General features: G+C 43.1%; 13 protein-coding genes, 1 tRNA gene and 1 riboswitch. Of the genes, 11 read left to right on the top strand and 3 right to left on the bottom strand.

Annotation, left to right across the window (positions count from 1 at the left end; translation table 11 throughout):
• Window positions 1-268 precede the first annotated feature (268 nt).
• Window positions 269-2,491: an anaerobic ribonucleoside-triphosphate reductase gene (gene nrdD, locus HMPREF0091_RS01610; protein ID WP_006302436.1), complete on the bottom strand. Its 2,223-nt coding sequence runs from the start codon at window positions 2,489-2,491 to the stop codon at window positions 269-271.
• Window positions 2,492-2,972: 481 nt separating this feature from the next.
• On the opposite strand from nrdD, the gene HMPREF0091_RS01605 reads away from it, so the two are divergent.
• Window positions 2,973-3,764: a Cof-type HAD-IIB family hydrolase gene (locus HMPREF0091_RS01605; protein ID WP_006302434.1), complete on the top strand. Its 792-nt coding sequence runs from the start codon at window positions 2,973-2,975 to the stop codon at window positions 3,762-3,764.
• A gap of 114 nt (window positions 3,765-3,878) precedes the next feature.
• Window positions 3,879-5,243 carry a PFL family protein gene (locus HMPREF0091_RS01600; protein ID WP_006302433.1) on the top strand — a complete coding sequence of 455 codons (1,365 nt, stop codon included), beginning with the start codon at window positions 3,879-3,881 and terminating at the stop codon, window positions 5,241-5,243.
• Between the two features lie 100 nt (window positions 5,244-5,343).
• On the opposite strand, the gene HMPREF0091_RS01595 is transcribed toward HMPREF0091_RS01600, so the two are convergent.
• Both HMPREF0091_RS01595 and murB read right to left on the bottom strand, forming a co-directional pair.
• Window positions 5,344-5,868 carry a hypothetical protein gene (locus HMPREF0091_RS01595; RefSeq protein ID WP_010241296.1) on the bottom strand — a complete coding sequence of 175 codons (525 nt, stop codon included), beginning with the start codon at window positions 5,866-5,868 and terminating at the stop codon, window positions 5,344-5,346.
• 267 nt (window positions 5,869-6,135) lie between these two features.
• The gene (murB, locus tag HMPREF0091_RS01590; RefSeq protein WP_006302431.1) at window positions 6,136-7,062 is read right to left on the bottom strand and encodes a UDP-N-acetylmuramate dehydrogenase; all 927 of its coding nucleotides are present in this window, start codon (window positions 7,060-7,062) and stop codon (window positions 6,136-6,138) included.
• A gap of 369 nt (window positions 7,063-7,431) precedes the next feature.
• A riboswitch (FMN riboswitch) is annotated at window positions 7,432-7,563 on the top strand.
• Window positions 7,564-7,570: 7 nt separating this feature from the next.
• Between murB and HMPREF0091_RS01585 the strand changes: the two genes are divergently transcribed.
• From HMPREF0091_RS01585 to glmU, 9 genes are all read left to right on the top strand, one after another.
• On the top strand, window positions 7,571-8,248 hold the full coding sequence (locus tag HMPREF0091_RS01585) for an ECF transporter S component (protein ID WP_006302429.1): 678 nt from the start codon (window positions 7,571-7,573) through the stop codon (window positions 8,246-8,248).
• A gap of 50 nt (window positions 8,249-8,298) precedes the next feature.
• Window positions 8,299-10,176, top strand: coding sequence for an ABC transporter ATP-binding protein (locus HMPREF0091_RS01580; RefSeq protein WP_160149234.1), 1,878 nt, complete (start codon window positions 8,299-8,301; stop codon window positions 10,174-10,176).
• Entirely contained in the window at window positions 10,173-10,985 is an 813-nt protein-coding gene (locus tag HMPREF0091_RS01575) for an energy-coupling factor transporter transmembrane component T family protein (protein ID WP_006302427.1), read from the top strand. The genes HMPREF0091_RS01580 and HMPREF0091_RS01575 overlap by 4 nt, the downstream gene beginning before the upstream one ends.
• 266 nt (window positions 10,986-11,251) lie before the next feature.
• Window positions 11,252-12,313 (top strand): NAD(P)-dependent alcohol dehydrogenase, encoded by a 1,062-nt coding sequence (locus HMPREF0091_RS01570; RefSeq protein ID WP_010241304.1) that lies wholly within the window; start codon window positions 11,252-11,254, stop codon window positions 12,311-12,313.
• A gap of 171 nt (window positions 12,314-12,484) precedes the next feature.
• Window positions 12,485-13,525, top strand: a complete 1,041-nt coding sequence (gene galE, locus HMPREF0091_RS01565) for a UDP-glucose 4-epimerase GalE (protein WP_006302425.1) — start codon at window positions 12,485-12,487, stop codon at window positions 13,523-13,525.
• A complete protein-coding gene (locus HMPREF0091_RS01560) occupies window positions 13,489-14,619 on the top strand; it encodes a polyprenyl synthetase family protein (RefSeq protein ID WP_232235999.1) in 1,131 nt (376 codons plus the stop codon). The genes galE and HMPREF0091_RS01560 overlap by 37 nt, the downstream gene beginning before the upstream one ends.
• A gap of 308 nt (window positions 14,620-14,927) precedes the next feature.
• Window positions 14,928-15,848 carry a peptidoglycan-binding domain-containing protein gene (locus HMPREF0091_RS01555; RefSeq protein WP_010241306.1) on the top strand — a complete coding sequence of 307 codons (921 nt, stop codon included), beginning with the start codon at window positions 14,928-14,930 and terminating at the stop codon, window positions 15,846-15,848.
• A 172-nt stretch (window positions 15,849-16,020) separates the two neighbouring features.
• A tRNA-Gln gene (locus tag HMPREF0091_RS01550) sits at window positions 16,021-16,094 on the top strand.
• A 232-nt stretch (window positions 16,095-16,326) separates the two neighbouring features.
• Window positions 16,327-17,733, top strand: coding sequence for a bifunctional UDP-N-acetylglucosamine diphosphorylase/glucosamine-1-phosphate N-acetyltransferase GlmU (gene glmU / locus HMPREF0091_RS01545; protein ID WP_006302422.1), 1,407 nt, complete (start codon window positions 16,327-16,329; stop codon window positions 17,731-17,733).
• The last annotated feature ends 1 nt before the right edge of the window (window position 17,734 follow it).

The following is a 17,734-nucleotide window of genomic DNA, read 5'->3' as shown; positions in this document are numbered from 1 at the left end:
TTCACTACATATCTAAATCTTGTAGAAAGCATCGTTTACATCTCATGATTACATGTCCGCATGCAAAATCAAAGCACGGCGCACACCAGCGCAATAACAAAGCATGTTCTTCGCTCAAAAGCAGGGTTTACGCCCTACTCAAAGACACGTTCAACTGACAAAACGCTTTAAGACAAAGCGTGAAGGGTGTCTACCCCCCCCCACTCCAACATATATAAATATCCCTCCCAACAACACTCATGCGTCTTAGGAGGGATACATCTTGTGTTTATAAGTGTAACACGCGATCTTTTATCTCTTGGGTACGACCTTGATTCCAGAACTGTGTTCCAATATATCCGCAGGTACGACGTGCAACATTCATCTTAGTTTGATCTCTATTCTTGCAGTTGGGACATTCCCAAATGAGTTTTCCGTCATCTTCTTTGATTTGGATTTCCCCATCGTAACCACAATTTTGGCAATAGTCGCTTTTGGTATTAAGCTCGGCATACATAATATTTTCGTAAATATACTGAATTACACGAATAACAGCTTCCAAATTGTCTTGCAAGTTAGGAACCTCAACATAAGAGATTGCTCCTCCTGGCGACAAACGTTGAAATTCGCTTTCAAATTTAAGCTTAGTGAACGCATCAATTTTCTCACGAACGTTAACATGGTACGAATTAGTAACATATCCATGATCGGTAATGCCTTTAATAACACCAAATCGCTTCTGAAGTGCTTTTGCAAACTTGTACGTAGTAGATTCAAGTGGCGTACCGTAAAGCGAGTAGTCGATATTTTCTGCTTGTTTCCATTCGTCGCACTTATCATCCATACGCTGCATAACCGCAAGTGCAAAAGGAGTTGCCTCTTTATCGGTGTGGCTGTGTCCTGTCATGTATTTAACGCATTCATACAAACCAGCATATCCCAGCGAAATAGTAGAATATCCATCGTAGAGCAGCTTATCTATAACTTCGCCCTTTTTAAGACGAGCAAGCGCTCCATATTGCCACAAGATAGGTGCCGCATCTGAAAGCGTTCCGCAGAGGCGATCATGGCGGCAGCGAAGCGCACGATGACAAAGCTCCAAACGCTCGTCAAATATCTTCCAGAACTTATCCATATCGCCGCCCGAAGAAAGTGCAACATCAGGAAGGTTGATAGTTACAACTCCTTGATTAAAGCGTCCATAATACTTTGGCTTACCCTCAACATAGTTTTGAGCATTGGCAATGTTGTTGTAGCCACCTTTGGAACGATCGGGCGTTAAAAATGAACGACATCCCATGCAGGTAAACACATCTCCATGTCCCACTTTTTCACCTGTAGAGAGCTTATACTCGCGCATTTTTTTCTCGGAAATGTAATCTGGAACTAAACGACGCGCAGAACACTTTGCAGCTAATTTTGTAAGATAGAAATACGGATCGTCTTCATGGATATTGTCGTCTTCAAGCACATAAATCAACTTAGGGAATGCAGGAGTAATCCATACGCCTGCCTCATTCTTTACGCCTTGATAGCGTTGCTTGAGCATTTCTTCAATACACAGCGCCAGGTCTTTCTTTTCTTGCTCGTTGCGCGCCTCGTTAAGATACATAAATACGGTAATAAAGGGCGCCTGACCATTGGTGGTCATAAGCGTAACAACTTGATACTGAATAGTTTGCACACCACGTGAAACCTCTTCACGCAGGCGCTTTTCAACCAAATCGTTAACTTTATCTTCATTGAGTTGAGCCCCAATAAGTTCAAGCTCGGCTAATACCTGACCACGTATTTTTTTACGAGATACCTCAATAAAAGGTGCTAAATGAGCAAGGGAGATAGACTGACCACCATATTGTGACGATGCAACTTGAGCTATGATCTGCGTTGCAATGTTGCAGGCAGTAGAAAAGCTGTGTGGTTTTTCGATCATAGTTCCCGAAATAACCGTGCCATTTTGAAGCATGTCATCAAGATTAACCAGATCGCAGTTATGCATGTGCTGAGCATAATAATCTGCATCATGAAAATGGATGAGTCCGTCTTTATGTGCTTGAACAACATCTTGTGGCAACAACTCACGCATTGCCAAATCTTTTGAAACCTCTCCTGCCATGTAATCACGCTGAACCGAAACAACGGAAGGATTTTTGTTGGAATTTTCTTGCTTAACTTCTTCGTTATTTGATTCAATAAGTGACAAGATGGTGTCGTCTGTTGTGTTGCGATGACGTTTCTGCGCTTGTAAGTAACGATAAATGATGTACTTACGTGCAACACTAAAATGGTTAAGCGCCATAATTTGGTCTTCAACCATATCCTGAATTTCTTCAACCGTAACGGTATGACCAGCATTTTTACACAGATCTTCTACGTTAAGAGAAGCAAAGGTGATCTCGCGCTCGGTTAATCGCTCGTCCTCGGGGACTTCTTTATTGGCTGCAGAAATAGCGTTTATGATTTTGTGAAGGTTAAACTCCACCTCAGAACCATTGCGCTTAATAATCTTCATGACTGCTCCTCAACGCAAAAAATAAAAGTTTATGTACATTAAATTTTGCACAGACTCATAAGGTATGCTTTGTGTGCGTGTTCTATCTTGCCACAACCTGTAGTGTTAATGCAAGCAAATTTCCCCAATATCTTGTGAATTTTTCTTTATTTTGGGTCTTGACAAAAAAGTTTATATGGAAGCTCCTGTTCAATGCTTGTTATTTGCTTAGGTGCACGCGCGACATCAGAAAAAATTTACAGAGTTACCATATTCAAAATAACCATATTCAAGATGGTCACAATTGTGCCAACCACCGAAATTGCAAACATTATTCTTATGTACAAACTTTGACGATATGCCCATATCTACCACACGTATTAGATGTTCTGTATGATTGAACTACATGTCAATCTATTACACACTATACGCGAGCTTATCAAACCTATAAAAAGCACGACGTAGAAGTACATCGTAGGTAACCTACGATAAAGGAGAATTCGTGAAACCTTGGAAAAAACTTTCGGGTATTAAAGCGGCTTTTTTTGATGTAGACGGAACACTATTTAGCCACACAACCAATAGTGAACCTGCCTCCGCAATTCACGCTGTTAAAGAGCTTAAACGCCGCGGCATTATGCCAATTTTAGCAACAGGTAGACCAACGTACATGCTTGATATTATAGACACCACCCCATTTGAGGCTGCTATTACCATTAACGGACAATATTGCCTCGCACAAGACAAGGTTTTATATTCATGCCCTATTAGCAAGCATGATATAGAGATTGTTGTTGCTCAAGTTAAACAAGGTTTATATTCTTGCCAATTTCAAGAACTTGATTGCTATTACGTAAGCGACCGCAGTCAGCGCGTTATAGATATGGAGCAGTTTGTCAATCAACATTACGAAGTTCGCGATGTTTCACGCGCACTTACACACGATGTCTTTCAGTTGAATGCCTATCTTTATCCAGGCGAAGAGCATCTTATGTTTGACAAAACGCACGACTTAAAATATGCGCGTTGGGCTGATAAGTTTATTGATGTTATGCCTTGCGAAGGCGGAAAATCCAAAGGCGCGCGCATTATGCTTGAACATTTTAATTTGAGTGCAGATGAAGTTATCTGCTTTGGTGATGGTGGCAACGATATAGGTATTTTTGATGTCTGCGCTCATAGCGTGGCTATGGGAAATGCTCAAGATTGTATTAAAGATAAAAGCGAATTCATCACGCATGATATTGATGACGATGGTATTTATTTTGCATGCAAGCAACTAGGACTTATCTAATCGCACGTAACATACGGGTACCGTGCACAAACGAGCGCGCGTGAGTTATAGTAAGACACAAACATAGTACGACTTAAGCATAGTACGCTTATAGTATGGGAGGAAATATACACCATGGCAATCACACCTCAAGAAGTATATGAAACTCAAACAATGGTTAACCAACAAAATCTTGACTTGCGCACCATAACTATGGGTATTTCTTTACATGCGTGCGCTGATGAAAACATCTCGCACATGTGCACCAAAATATACGATCGCATTGTTTCTAAAGCAGAGCACCTGGTAGACGTTGCGAGCGATCTTGAGCGTGAATACGGCATTCCTATTGCAAATAAACGAATTTCGGTTACACCACTTGCTTATGTAGCCGCTGCGTGCAAGGACAAAGATCTTACTCCTCTTGCGCAGTGCCTCGACAGAGCTGCCGAAACATTAGGCGTTGATTTTATCGGAGGATTCTCCGCGCTTGTTCATAAAGGTATTGGCGAAGCAGACATGCGCCTTATTTCTAGTATTCCAGACGCACTTGCAGCTACAAAACATGTGTGTTCCTCGGTAAACGTAGCAACTTTGCGCGCGGGGATCAATATGGACGCTGTTTGGCTTATGGCACAAACTATTAAGCGCTGCGCCGAGCTCACGCGCAACAACCAGTGCTTGGGTGCCACCAAGTTGGTGGTTTTTTCAAACATGGTTGAAGACTCGCCTTTTATGGCAGGAGCCGTACACGGCGGCGGTGAAGCAGACTGCGTTATCCATGTAGGCGTATCGGGACCTGGGGTTATGCATGCGGCGCTCCAGGAGCTACCTCAAACGGCTTCAATTTCTGAGGTTGCCGAAGTAATTAAACAAACTGCATTCAAAATTACACGCACTGGTGAGCTTATGAGCCGCGAGGCAGCAAAACGTTTAGGCGCCGTTAAGGGAATTGTTGATCTATCGTTGGCACCAACTCCGCAAGCAGGAGATTCGGTGGCTCAAATACTAGAAACCATTGGCGTAGGTCAATGCGGAGGGCCTGGAACAACCTGCGCGCTTGCGCTGCTTAATGACGCGGTTAAAAAAGGCGGAGTTATGGCAAGTTCATTTGTTGGCGGCTTATCGGGAGCATTTATTCCTGTATCTGAAGATGCCGGCATGATCAAAGCCGCGCAAACTGGTGCTCTATCCATTGAAAAGCTTGAGGCTATGACATGCGTATGCTCGGTAGGGCTTGATATGATTGCTGTTCCTGGCGACACTTCAACAGAGGCTATTGCTGGTCTTATCGCCGATGAAATGGCAATTGGCGTTATTAACAATAAAACAACTGCAGTGCGTGTTATTCCAGCGCTTGGAAAAAAAGTAGGCGACATGCTGGAATTTGGTGGATTATTTGGTTCAGCTCCTGTTATGAAACTCAACACGTTTGCAGGAAATGTTTTTGCACATCGAAAAGGCCAATTCCCTGCGCCTTTAAACTCACTTAAAAATTAGAAAACAAAAGCTATTGAATAATTCAATAGCTTTTGTTTGTTAGACAATTCCAGTTACTATTTGCTATTCCCACAAATAAAGTTAGGATTTAGATACCAAGTTACATGCGATTTTGTTTTATTGCATCAACAATGGTAGCTGCACCTGCCATATTTGCCGCCATCGCATCGCGAGCGTCTTGATATTTTGTAAGCGCATCAATAATCTGAGACTCAAACTCATGCACATGATTAGACTCAAAAAAGGGAAATTCAACAACTTGACCGATTCCTGAACGTTCGTAAGCGAAACTTGTTTTAATTCCACTAAAAAACAAAAGAGCACCTATAACAATCAAAATACTTGCGCTGAGACCTTTAGAAATAGAGCCAATACCATTTAAAACCAGCAGAAGACCAATCACCATAGGAGCAAGCTTATAAGAAGTACCAACACTTACATTTGATACTGTTTGTAAGGGAGAGTTGTCAACGTGCTTGCCAGCTGGTATGAAACCAAGAATAGTATTCGGAATAGAAACGCGAATGAAATTCTTGTCCACACTCATATTACCCTTTATCCATGGGAAAACGAGGCTAACTGCAAATGAGTTATTCTCATGTTTAAGATCAAGTTCCTGTGCCATATTAAATCCTTTCTGCAATAAGTCAGCATTGACAACAAGAAAAAGCAAGTCACATACAACAAAAACGCTTAGCTCAATGCCTCACTGACCAAAATCCTACCCCCCCCCCAACAGATTTGGTCAAGTGCTTTTTAATAAATTGCCGGACAAATATTTTTGCGATTTTTGAACTCAATTGCTATATAAACGATTTAGGAAGTATATTTAAAAAAACTCCCAATCTTATCTAGGATTGGGAGACTCTAATTAGATATCTACTATGTAGACTTATTCGCCTAAAAAGCGCACTTCGGGCTCAAGTTCAACATCAAACTGACGTTTAATTTCGGCTTGAACATGCTCAATAACATTATGAACATCACGCGCCGTTGCGCCGCCTAAATTAATAACAAAGCCAGCATGTTTAGTTGAAATGGCAGCGTTTCCCGATTGATATCCACGCAATCCTGCCTTGGTTATTAAAGGACCTACAAAATGGCCAACAGGACGCTTAAACGTTGAGCCAGCACTGGGATACTCAAGTGGTTGTTTTTCTTCTCGTTTTGCTGTTAAATCGTCCATTTTTGCACGAATTTCAGACGGATCGCCTTCGCGTAGGGTAAATGTTGCTGACACAACAACTAATCCATCATCTTTTACGCGAGAATGACGATAACCTAAATTAAGCTCTTCTGCTGGAATAACGCAAAGGGTTCCATCGGGCATAAGTACTCGTACAGAAGTTAAAATATCGGCAATACACCCATCATATGCACCTGCGTTCATAAAACAGGCACCACCAATAGAGCCTGGAATGCCACAGGCAAACTCAAAGCCAGTGAGCCCCAGCTCACATGCCATTTCTGACGCCTCGCGCAAACTCACGCCTGCCTGACAAGTCATTTGACATTCGTTAATGGAAACATTAACTAAACCATCTGCAATTGCAATAATAACGCCGCGATAGCCAGCATCTCCAACAAGCAGATCTGATCCACGACCTAAAATAAAATAAGGAACTTGTTCGTCTTTACAAATCTTAACGAGTGATTGAACATCTTCGGGCGTATCGGGAATAACAAAAATATCAGCAGGACCACCTATTTTAAAAGTTGTATGTTCGCTCATGGGCTCATTACATACAACGTTGTCCTCGCCTACAATAGCTTGAAATTTTGCGGCTAAAGCCTGCAAATGATCGGCACTGTCAGACATGCCTTTGTCACACTCCTATCTTTGGTGGTTTTCACCATCGGATATACAGTTATATGCATCTTCACAAGGCAACAGACGCTTACCGTATAAGGTCAAACTGCAACCTTGAACGCGACACATATTTCATTAAATTTTAGTATAAATATAATCCTGGGTAAATGCTTATACCGATAAAACATGTTCTGTCGCCTTGTAAAACATACTAACCGCGCGGTGTACCGTGCTCCTTTGTGGCGATATACGCGCATAAAACCTTTATGGTTGCGTGATTGCATTTCTTACAACAATTTGACAGCAGGTTTATGGATGTATTGACATGTAGCGTTTCTATGACTTTACAAACTCATGATATCCGTGATACGGTAAGACCGTAAGTTTCAGGGCGGGGTGCAAATCCCCACTGGCGGTATAGTGTACAAAGCACTAAGCCCGCGAGCCTTTGTGGCTGACTTGGTGAAATTCCAAGGCCAACGGTTATAGTCCGGATGAAAGAAACGAGGATAGCGCTATGCGTGATTTTATAACACCATCTCAAGGTACCACAAACAACAAACAATCTGTTCAATATACACAACAGACGTATTGCAATTCAAATTTATCAGAATCTGCCTATGCTGAATCGGCACACAATAGCACCTATAGAGGTCAAGGTTGGTCAACGCAGCGCATTGCAATTACAGCTCTTTTATGTGCTGTTTCGGCAATTTCTACGCTTGTTTTAGAATTTCCTATTATGCCTGGAATCACGTATCTTAAATACGATCCATCGTGCGTTATTGCGGTGCTTGGAGGATTATTATTTGACCCCGTTGTTGGCTTAACTATAAGCATTATCCCCTATCTTGTACACGTTGCAACTTCATCGGGCATATACGGAACAATCATGGCAATTATAGCTGCGGTTTCATATGTCATGCCGCCAGTTTTGCTTTATCGTTGGCACAAAACGCAGCGTAGTCTGATAGTTGGATTACTTGTGGGAAGTATCTTTTCAATTATTGCATGCATTATAGGTAATCTGCTTATAACGCCACTCTATACAGGTATGCCCATAGCAGCAGTTACAGGTCTTATCGTTCCTGTGATTATCCCCTTTAATGTCATAAAATCGGTGCTTAATGGCGCACTGACGTTGGCTCTTTTTGTCCCTGTGTCACGCGCGTTTACACGCAGTATCAAACACTAAAGGCTAAGCGTGTGCACATGCAAACTTATCAACATACCAAGCGCAATAATATGAACACACCAATCATTCAGCTTGAACATGTGTCTGTTTGTTATAACAAAACGTTTTATGCACTAAAAAACATCAATTTGTCGATCAATGCAGGAGAACGTGTATGCATTCTGGGTGCAAATGGTTCGGGAAAATCAACGCTTGCGCGCGTTATCGCTGGACTTATGGCACCTGATCAAGGTCATGTTTGCCTGCTTGACCATTGTGTTTTTGCGCAAGGAGCCAAAAACTTGCTTGCCTATGCGCACGCACAAGAACGTTTGGGATATGTGTTTCAAAACCCCGATGAACAGATCATTAACAACGTTGTTGAAGATGACATTGCGTTTGGCCCAGAAAATTTAGGCGTTTCACCTCTCGAGATTGACCGTCGTGTACAACGCGAGCTTTCTCGTTTTAGCCTCGATGATCTGCGGCTTAAAAATCCCCATCAGCTCTCAGGCGGACAAAAACAAAGACTCGCACTTGCAGGTGCACTCGCTATGGATCCTTATGTTCTTATCTTGGATGAGCCAAGCGCGCAACTTGATGTGGCAAACAGAAAAACACTCAATAGCCTGCTTAAACAGCTTTCATGTGAAAAAACAACCATTATTCATATCACGCATTTTATGGACGAAGCACTTGAGGCTGATAGGGTTGTGGTTTTAGATCATGGTCACATTGTTGCAGATGATTCTCCGCGTAAAGTATTTTGCCATGACAAACTTCTTCGCGATATAGGTCTTGATCTTCCCTTGTCGGCACAAATTTCTAACCTGTGTCATGCTTTTGGCTACCCAAGCGCTGTTGACATAACGCCTGATAACCTAGCAAAACTACTGTATACATGCATAAACGCTCATGATCAAACAGACACGGCAGGATGTGGAAATGCGTGTACATACCAGCATGCAAAAGCAAATATGCAGGAAACAAATACACAAACCCATCTGACACATAGCTCTTTAGAAAAGCAAGGGTTTGCCGTAGAGGCGCAATCACTTGGCTTTTCTTATCAGCAAGCAAGTAAAGCGACACTATGCAACCTAAATTTTAAGATTAGATACGGAACACGCGTTGCGTTTATAGGACAAACAGGTTCAGGAAAGTCAACGCTGCTTCGCCTGATAAGCGGTCTTGATAAACCAACACAGGGAAATATATTCGTAGGCGCCCGATCTCTTAAGTTGGCGCGTGAGCGTCGATATATTCTAGGACGCGTTGGGTACGTTATGCAAAATCCCGAATTACAACTTTTTGGCCAAACGATATACGACGACGTGGCGCAAGGTCCACGCAATCAAAAACTTTGCGCGGCTGTTATTGAGAGTCGGACAAACGAAGCGCTTGAGGCGGTAGGAATGGCACACAAAAAAGACGCTGCGCCTGACGAGCTTTCGCGTGGTGAACAGCGCAGATGTGCAATTGCTGGCATGTTGGCAATGAAGCCTAAGCTCATACTTATGGATGAGCCAACAAGTGGTTTAGACCCCCATTCGCGCGGATGTATTAACGATTTATTAGACCAACTCAAAGGTTCGCTTACTCTTTTGGAGGCCACGCACGATATGAATGAAGCCGCACAATGTGACTATGTTTTGGTACTTCATCAAGGGCGTATAGTGGCGCAGGGCGCGCCCTCAGAAATTTTTACCTATGAAAAAGAAAGCATGTTGAAAACATGGGGGCTTGGATTACCAGATTCCATGATTTGGGCAAAGCCATGCCTTACTATACTTGACCATGACAGAGAGCGCCTACGCACCATTGCAGGCTTTATGCACACGCTCAAGGCTCTTTTGAGCACAAAAAGCGCAAGCTGTGAGAGCAATCAGACAAATACAGATTCATCTACATGCACCCATGCGATACCCAACGAAACGAGCATGTCATGATACATGTTAACGATAATCACCAACCAGATACGTTCTCACGTATACACCGCTTAGATCCGCGTACTAAAATTCTTGCGCTGATTATACTTACATTTTCAATTTTTAGCATATCGACCTTTACCGATTTGCTAATACATGGCGCGCTCATCGTTGTTATCACTTTGTTGGCACATATTTCACTGTTAGAGCTTACGCGCTCTTGCAAACACTTCCTAGGAATTATTATCGCTGTTGGTATATGTAACATGATTTTTATACAGCAAGGAGAAGCGCTGGTATCCTTGGGATTTTTTACACTTACGCGCGGCGGAATTGCACTTTCGTGTTTGTACTCACTACGCATACTATGCGCGCTCACCCTAGGCGCGGTTCTCATTCGCACCACGTCTACCGTGCAGCTATGCAATGCATTTGAAGCATTTTTGGCACCACTTGCACGCATTGGTCTTCCCGCGCGCGAGATCGCCATGGTGTTTTCGCTCATGCTGCGCTTTATTCCGCTTATTGCATTTGAAGCCACTTCTCTGAGCGAAGCTCAACTTATTCGCGGTGCGCGCTGCCAAAAAGACACCCTCAAAACCCAGTTTCATATCATGAGTTCTACGTTAACTGCTTTACTGACTAAAACGTATCAACATGCACAAGGCTTATCACAAGCATTAGATGCGCGTAATTATCGCGCGAGCGCTGCACGAACGCAATGGCACCCTCTACATTTTGCACAACTTGATATACAATGTGCTGCATTTCTTATAGTTTTCATTTCCTTGCGCATTACATGCATATTCATGAACATATTTCCTCTGTAGCCTCTTCATAGCTCCTTTGTAGACTCTCAAGCGCACAAACACGTAACGCATGTTTGTTCAATGAACTTCTGAACTGCTCACTTTTTCAATCGTTGCGTACAAATGGACTCTTCACATGCCGTTGGTGAAAGCACTCACACATGCACATACAAACCCATACCATTAACGGAATACCGCATATCGTTTACCTAAATGCACGTATATCTTGTTTGCGCAAAAATATAATTAATCTCGTATACAAAGGGCATAAAGAAGGAGGGGTACCCATGAAGGGTTATGCTATGCTCAAAATTGGAGAGTCTGGATGGATCGAAAAAGACGCTCCCAAATGCGGTCCGCTTGACGCAATTTGTAAACCATTAGCTGTTGCGATATGTACGTCCGACGTGCATACGCTTTGGGAAGGCGCTATTGGCGATCGTCACAACATGATCTTGGGTCACGAATGCTGCGGCGAGGTTGTAGAAGTTGGCGAACTGGTAAAAGACTTTAAGCCTGGTGATCGCGTATTGGTCCCCGCAATTACACCCGACTGGAATTCCCTTGAAGCACAAGCAGGCTATGCTATGCATTCGGGAGGCATGCTTGCAGGTTGGAAATTCTCCAACTTTAAAGATGGTGTTTTTGGAGAGCTATTCCATGTTAACGATGCAGATGGCAACCTTGCGCATCTTCCTTCAAACATTTCTCCTGCTGACGCATGCATTTTGTCAGACATGGTTCCCACAGGTTTTCATGCAGTTGAGCTTGCAGATGTCCAATTTGGCGATACGGTTTTAGTTATTGGTATTGGTCCAGTAGGCCTTATGAGTGTAGCAGGTGCTGCCCTTCGCGGAGCATCGCGTATTATTGCTGTTGGAACTCGTCCAAAATGTGTTGAAGTTGCTAAAGGTTATGGCGCCAACGAATTTATCAATTATAAAGACGGCTCTATCTCTGAACAAGTTCTCAAAATGACCCAAGGTAAAGGCGTGGATCGCGTTTGTATTGCAGGCGGAAATTGCTCCACCTTTGAAGAGGCTGTCAAAGCCTTAAAGCCTGGTGGAAAAATTGGCAACGTAAACTATCTTGGCTCAGGTGAATTTGTTACCATTCCTCGTGTTGAATGGGGTGTTGGCATGGGTCACAAAGATATTCGCGGTGGTCTTATGCCTGGAGGTCGTTTGCGCATGGAGAAGTTAAGCTCACTTGTTTCTGCAGGTAGATTGGACCTTCATCCCGAAATAACGCACCTTTATCATGGTTGGGAACATCTCGAAGAGGCAATCTTTACTATGCGTGAAAAACCAGTAGACCTCATTAAGCCTGTTGTTGTTTTGGAAGACTAAAACAGACAAGCTTTGCACCATTTAAGGCCATAATGCCCACAAACTGCCCAGTGCGGTTTGTGGGTTTTCTTACCGCTTACACAATCCAATTTCTTATTACTCACAGCACGGGCGTATACTATACAAAATGATTGTTTACTAACGTCTTAACGTACAGAAAGCGGTGTGACTATGGAACAGCATCAATGTGTTCTGGTAACAGGCGGAGCAGGATTTATTGGAAGTCATACCTGCGTTGTCCTTTTAAGTGCGGGATATGATGTAGTTATCGTAGATGACTTATCAAACGCTAACATACATGTTCTTGACCGTATTCACACCATCGTAGGCGATGAAGCATTTGCACATCTTACGTTTTATCAGGCAAATGTTTGTGATGCAAACGCACTTGATTCGGTCTTTGCCAAACATAACATCTCAAGCGTTATTCATTTTGCAGGATTTAAAGCTGTTGGCGAATCGGTTTCTAAACCAGTTGAATATTATTCAAACAACCTTATGTCCACGCTGGTGCTTACCCAGGTAATGAAAAAACATGGCTGTCGCTCTATTATTTTCTCAAGCTCGGCAACGGTCTACGGCGATCCCGATTCGCTTCCTCTTACCGAAGAAAGTCCAAAAAAGAATGCAACCAATCCTTACGGCTGGACAAAATGGATGATCGAGCAAATTCTGAGCGACATCGTTGTAGCCGATCCCTCGTATAATGTTGTACTCCTTCGTTACTTTAACCCCATTGGCGCTCATCCTTCAGGACTTATAGGCGAAGACCCGCGCGGCATACCCAATAATTTGTTGCCTTATGTAGCTCAAGTTGCCGTTGGTAAACGCGAATACGTGCATGTTTTTGGCAACGATTATCCAACGCCCGATGGAACAGGCGTTCGTGACTATATCCACGTTATGGATCTTGCAACAGGCCATCTTGCAGCGCTTCGTTGGATGCAAGGTAAACAAGGCTGCGAAGTGTTCAATTTGGGCACCGGTAAGGGAACGTCCGTGCTCGAAATTATTCATGCATTTTCCGAGGCGTGCGGCAAAGAGCTTCCCTATAAAATTGAACCTCGTCGACCAGGTGATGTTGCAACTAATTATGCAGATTGCAGCAAAGCGTATAAAGAAATGGGCTGGAAAGCGCAATACGATATTAAGGACATGTGTCGCGACGGTTGGAAATGGCAATCAAGCAATCCATCGGGTTACGAATGTTAAATGCACAACACAACAAAGGCACACATGAAAGCTTAACGTTTACTACGTTTTTGCAGGAAACGCTACCTTATATTGTGCACGCGCTTACACAGAGTCTGCAAGAGCCTTTAGACTCTCAAGCGCAGACAGATTTGCAAGCATACCTCTACCAGCCTCTTGCACACTTTACCGTGAACGGCGGAAAATTAATTCGTCCAGCACTGTGTGTATTGGGAGCTTATGCATGTGGATATGAAGGTATGCTTAAAGACAACTGCAGTATACAAAAGTCTGTATCAGATACACTTCTTCAGATAAGTTGCGCGTTTGAGCATTTTCAAGCGGCGGCGCTTATTCATGATGATATAGCTGATGAGAGTCTTTTGCGCCGTGGTAAGCCATGTTTGTATCGAGTACATGGAACAGGTCTTGCTACTAATATGGGTGATAGCGCACTTGTACATGCACTAGAATGCATAAATTCGCTTTCGGGCATTTCTGATGAATTGCGAGTTCGGCTCATACAAGAATTTATAACTATGGAGAAGCACACCATAGAAGGCCAGGCGCTTGATGTGGGCTGGTCAAACGAGAATCGTTGGGATATTTCGCTTGATGATTATCTCTATATGGCAACATCAAAAACAGCATATTACTCCGCAAGCACGCCTCTTGTTATAGGAGCGCTCTTTGCTGGCGCAAGCCAAAAACGCAGCGAGGCTCTGCGAGCTTATGGGCTACAAGCGGGCTTAGCATTTCAGTTGAAAGATGATGAGCTTAACCTTTTTGGCGATGCAAACAAACTTGGAAAAGACCTCCGAAGTGACATCGTTGAAGGTAAACGAACCTATCTCACGCTGTATGCACTTTCGCACTTGAACGCACTACAAAGTGCGCAGCTCAAAGAAATTTTAACCAAGCCCCATAATTCGCCAGATGAACTAGACGAGGCATGCGCCCTCATAGAAGCATCAGGCGCGCGCACGCACAGTCATAACCTTGCGCGTTCTTTAGCACAACAAGCCGATGCATGTATAGATGAAAATCTTTTCTCTAAAGAAACCGTTGCTATTTTGCATGCAATGACCGCATTTTTTATTCAACGGAATGCATAGGGTATGCGTAAAGGGAGGTTTAGTCGTAAGTTCGTGTTCAACCGTGCCAAGTTGCTCAAGCAAAACATATAAACGCCCACAATTACACATGGATACGCGCGGACGTGAGATTCGTTTCGTTGTTTGTTCGTGAAAACGTTCGCAAATTCTAAAACTTTCGTATACATCATGGAGTTTTTTTATACAATACGAATTGGTTATGTTGAATTATAAACCACACTATTGCTCACATGAAACACTACCAAGCTTAATGCTTACGGCCTATAAAGTAGCATTGAGCTCATAAAAGCATGTTACAAGGAGGATTTATGAACCCGATTCGTGAAGGGTCAACGGGAGCGGCTGTTGAGGATATTCAAAGTCGTCTAACACGCCTGGATTACGCTATCGATTCATCTGAAATTAAACAACAGCACTTTGGCGCGTCAACTGCACGAGCCGTGGGAAAATTTCGCCTTGATCATAATCTTTCGCTGAGCTCAGACGTAGACAAACAAATGTGGTCAGAGCTTGTAGACGCATCATATACTATGGGCGACCGAACGCTTTACTTGCGTTTACCCAACTTTCACGGAAACGATGTTAAACAGCTGCAAACATGCTTGAATATCTTAGGTTTTTCCTGCGGAGAGGCTGACGGATATTATGGTGTCCATACCGAGGCTGCAGTTAAAGAATTTCAGGAAAGTCAAGGATCTCTTGGTGATGGTATGGCATTTCAAGACACCTTTGATGCAATAGAGCGTCTTCATCACGTATGGGAGGGACAAAAAAGCGCATCGGTACAAGTGATGGGAAAGATGACATTTTCTCGCGCAGCCGATGTGTTAGAGCGCATTCATATAGGTCTTACCGCACAAGATCCTATCTCAAGAAACATTGCTGGTAGAATATGGAATCTTGCTTCGGCAACAAGCGAGAAAAGCGGCATTGCTCTGCTTGAAACTATTGATAATGCTCCTCAAAATTTAACGAGCATCTTTGTGCTCTCCACCGAGGCTCCTGCGAAAGATTCTCATGTGCTAAGCGTGCCAACCCTTTCGTGCGATAATATCGAAACGCTCCCACAACGCCTTCAAGCGGTTTGTTGTGACGAGTGCACAAACGCACACGTTGTTCGGCTTGAGCTGCCCGAAGGCTTAAGCTATGACGGAACGTTTACCACCTCAGATGCACAAACTATTGCGGTTATGCTCCTTGATGCACTCTGTGCAACATATGCACAGTAACAAGCTAACAAGCTTTACCAACAGATGTGACAACATATAAGGGGAGTAATCGTAATCGAAGGAGCGCATGCAACATAAACACACTTTTGTGTGCGCCTCTTGAGATATAGAAATGTTATTACTTCGTACTTGCACGCTATACAGAAATATGATAGTCTACTTAAGCGCACAATGGAGCATCGTCCAATGGTAGGACACAGGTTTTTGGTACCTGGAATGTAGGTTCGATCCCTGCTGCTCCAGCCATTGTTTATGATTAGCCAAGCTTTTGCTTGGCTTTTTTATTAGACTTTGTTTATCCAGAGCTTCCTTTATACAGGGCTTCCGCTCTCAACTTTTTCATGAGGTTTGATTTTACATCGCTTCACTCTTGACTTTTTTGTTTTATTTTCTTCTCTTTTATATCACTCTTTTATAAATCATAAAATGTGAGATACTAATGATGTTTCTATACACAATGTATTGAAAGGCACGTCGTATGCCCATGACTGCAATCATCCTTGCTGCTGGCGAGGGTAAACGCATGAAATCTCATCACTCCAAAGTTATGCATAAATTACTTGATAAGCCACTTATTTGGTGGACAGCTCAAGCAGCACAACAAGCAGGAGCTACTCACATTATCATAGTAGTTGGTCATAAAGGAGAAGAAATACGTTCGTATTTTGACAAAATTAACTTTAAAGACCAGGTGCAACAACTTACTTTTGTAGAACAGCGCGAACAACGAGGAACAGGTCACGCTGTTCTTTGTGTAAAGGAGCAATTAGGCAGCTTTCAAGGTCCTGTTGTCGTACTTTACGGCGACTCGCCTTTAATTACTCCTCAAACTATACAAAATCTTGTTTCTTTTAATAAAGAGCACCACAATGCCTGCTCGGTTATAAGCATGACACCTCCTAACTGCGCAGGATACGGTCGTCTTACCTTTGAAAACGATCAAATTTCACAAATTATAGAAGATAAAGATTGCACCCCGCAGCAGCGTGAACAACTCACTGAATGTAATTCGGGCGTGTACTGTTTTTGCGGTGGACGTCTTTCTCAACACATAGATGAACTTACCTGCGAAAATGCTCAGCACGAATACTATCTCACCGATATGATTGGACTTTATCGCAAGCTCAAACAACCAGTAGCCGCGCTTCATATTGAGGATTATCGCGAAGTTTTAGGGGTCAACAGTCGCATACAACTGACACAGGTAACTAAAATTATGCAAATGCGTATCAATGAGCACCTTATGGAACAAGGCGTAAGCATGCTGGATCCGCACCAAGTATGGGTTGGACCTGAGGTATGCATTGGCCAAGACTGCGAACTTTTACCTCAAACATTTTTATGGGGCTCAACACGTATAGGATCAGATTGTGTTATTGGCCCTCAAAGCAGGCTGACAAATGCAACCGTAGGAAACGGGTGCATTGTAGACGAAACAGTTATTGTAGACTCATGCATTGACGATGGCGTAGTTTGCGGACCGCGTGCATATATTCGTGGCAATGCGCATCTAAAACATAATGCTAAAGCAGGAACTCATGTAGAAATTAAGGGTTCAGAAATTGGAGAGCGCTCAAAAGTTCCTCACTTATCCTATATTGGCGATGCCCGTTTAGGATCTGACGTTAATATTGGTGGCGGCTCTATTACCTGCAATTACGATGGCAAACACAAAAGCCATACCGAAATTGGCAACCACGTATTTATCGGAAGCGATACTATGATGGTGGCACCTGTTACTATTGGAGACAATGCACTTATTGGTGCAAGTTCTTGTATTACCAAGGACGTTCCTGCAGGATCACTTGCAATAGAGCGTTCTTCGCAGCTCATAAAAAAGGATTGGGCAAATCAGTATTGGGATAAGCTTAAGAAAGAGGACTAAG

It is taken from the genome of Fannyhessea vaginae DSM 15829, from assembly GCF_000159235.2.
Classification (GTDB): Bacteria; Actinomycetota; Coriobacteriia; order Coriobacteriales; family Atopobiaceae; genus Fannyhessea; species Fannyhessea vaginae.
Note: the sequence above shows the minus strand (reverse complement) of the source record. Positions and strands in the feature narration are given on the sequence as shown.

Excerpts from the sequence above, each read along its gene's own strand:
- HMPREF0091_RS01600 (WP_006302433.1), top strand. The coding sequence starts at position 3,879 with ATGGCAATCACACCTCAAGAAGTATATGAAACTCAAACAATGGTTAAC.
- HMPREF0091_RS01580 (WP_160149234.1), top strand. The coding sequence starts at position 8,299 with ATGAACACACCAATCATTCAGCTTGAACATGTGTCTGTTTGTTATAAC.
- galE (WP_006302425.1), top strand. The coding sequence starts at position 12,485 with ATGGAACAGCATCAATGTGTTCTGGTAACAGGCGGAGCAGGATTTATT.
- nrdD (WP_006302436.1), bottom strand. The coding sequence starts at position 2,491 with ATGAAGATTATTAAGCGCAATGGTTCTGAGGTGGAGTTTAACCTTCAC.
- HMPREF0091_RS01585 (WP_006302429.1), top strand. The coding sequence starts at position 7,571 with ATGCGTGATTTTATAACACCATCTCAAGGTACCACAAACAACAAACAA.
- HMPREF0091_RS01570 (WP_010241304.1), top strand. The coding sequence starts at position 11,252 with ATGAAGGGTTATGCTATGCTCAAAATTGGAGAGTCTGGATGGATCGAA.
- HMPREF0091_RS01560 (WP_232235999.1), top strand. The coding sequence starts at position 13,489 with ATGGCAATCAAGCAATCCATCGGGTTACGAATGTTAAATGCACAACAC.
- HMPREF0091_RS01595 (WP_010241296.1), bottom strand. The coding sequence starts at position 5,868 with ATGGCACAGGAACTTGATCTTAAACATGAGAATAACTCATTTGCAGTT.
- murB (WP_006302431.1), bottom strand. The coding sequence starts at position 7,062 with ATGTCTGACAGTGCCGATCATTTGCAGGCTTTAGCCGCAAAATTTCAA.
- HMPREF0091_RS01555 (WP_010241306.1), top strand. The coding sequence starts at position 14,928 with ATGAACCCGATTCGTGAAGGGTCAACGGGAGCGGCTGTTGAGGATATT.
- glmU (WP_006302422.1), top strand. The coding sequence starts at position 16,327 with ATGCCCATGACTGCAATCATCCTTGCTGCTGGCGAGGGTAAACGCATG.
- HMPREF0091_RS01575 (WP_006302427.1), top strand. The coding sequence starts at position 10,173 with ATGATACATGTTAACGATAATCACCAACCAGATACGTTCTCACGTATA.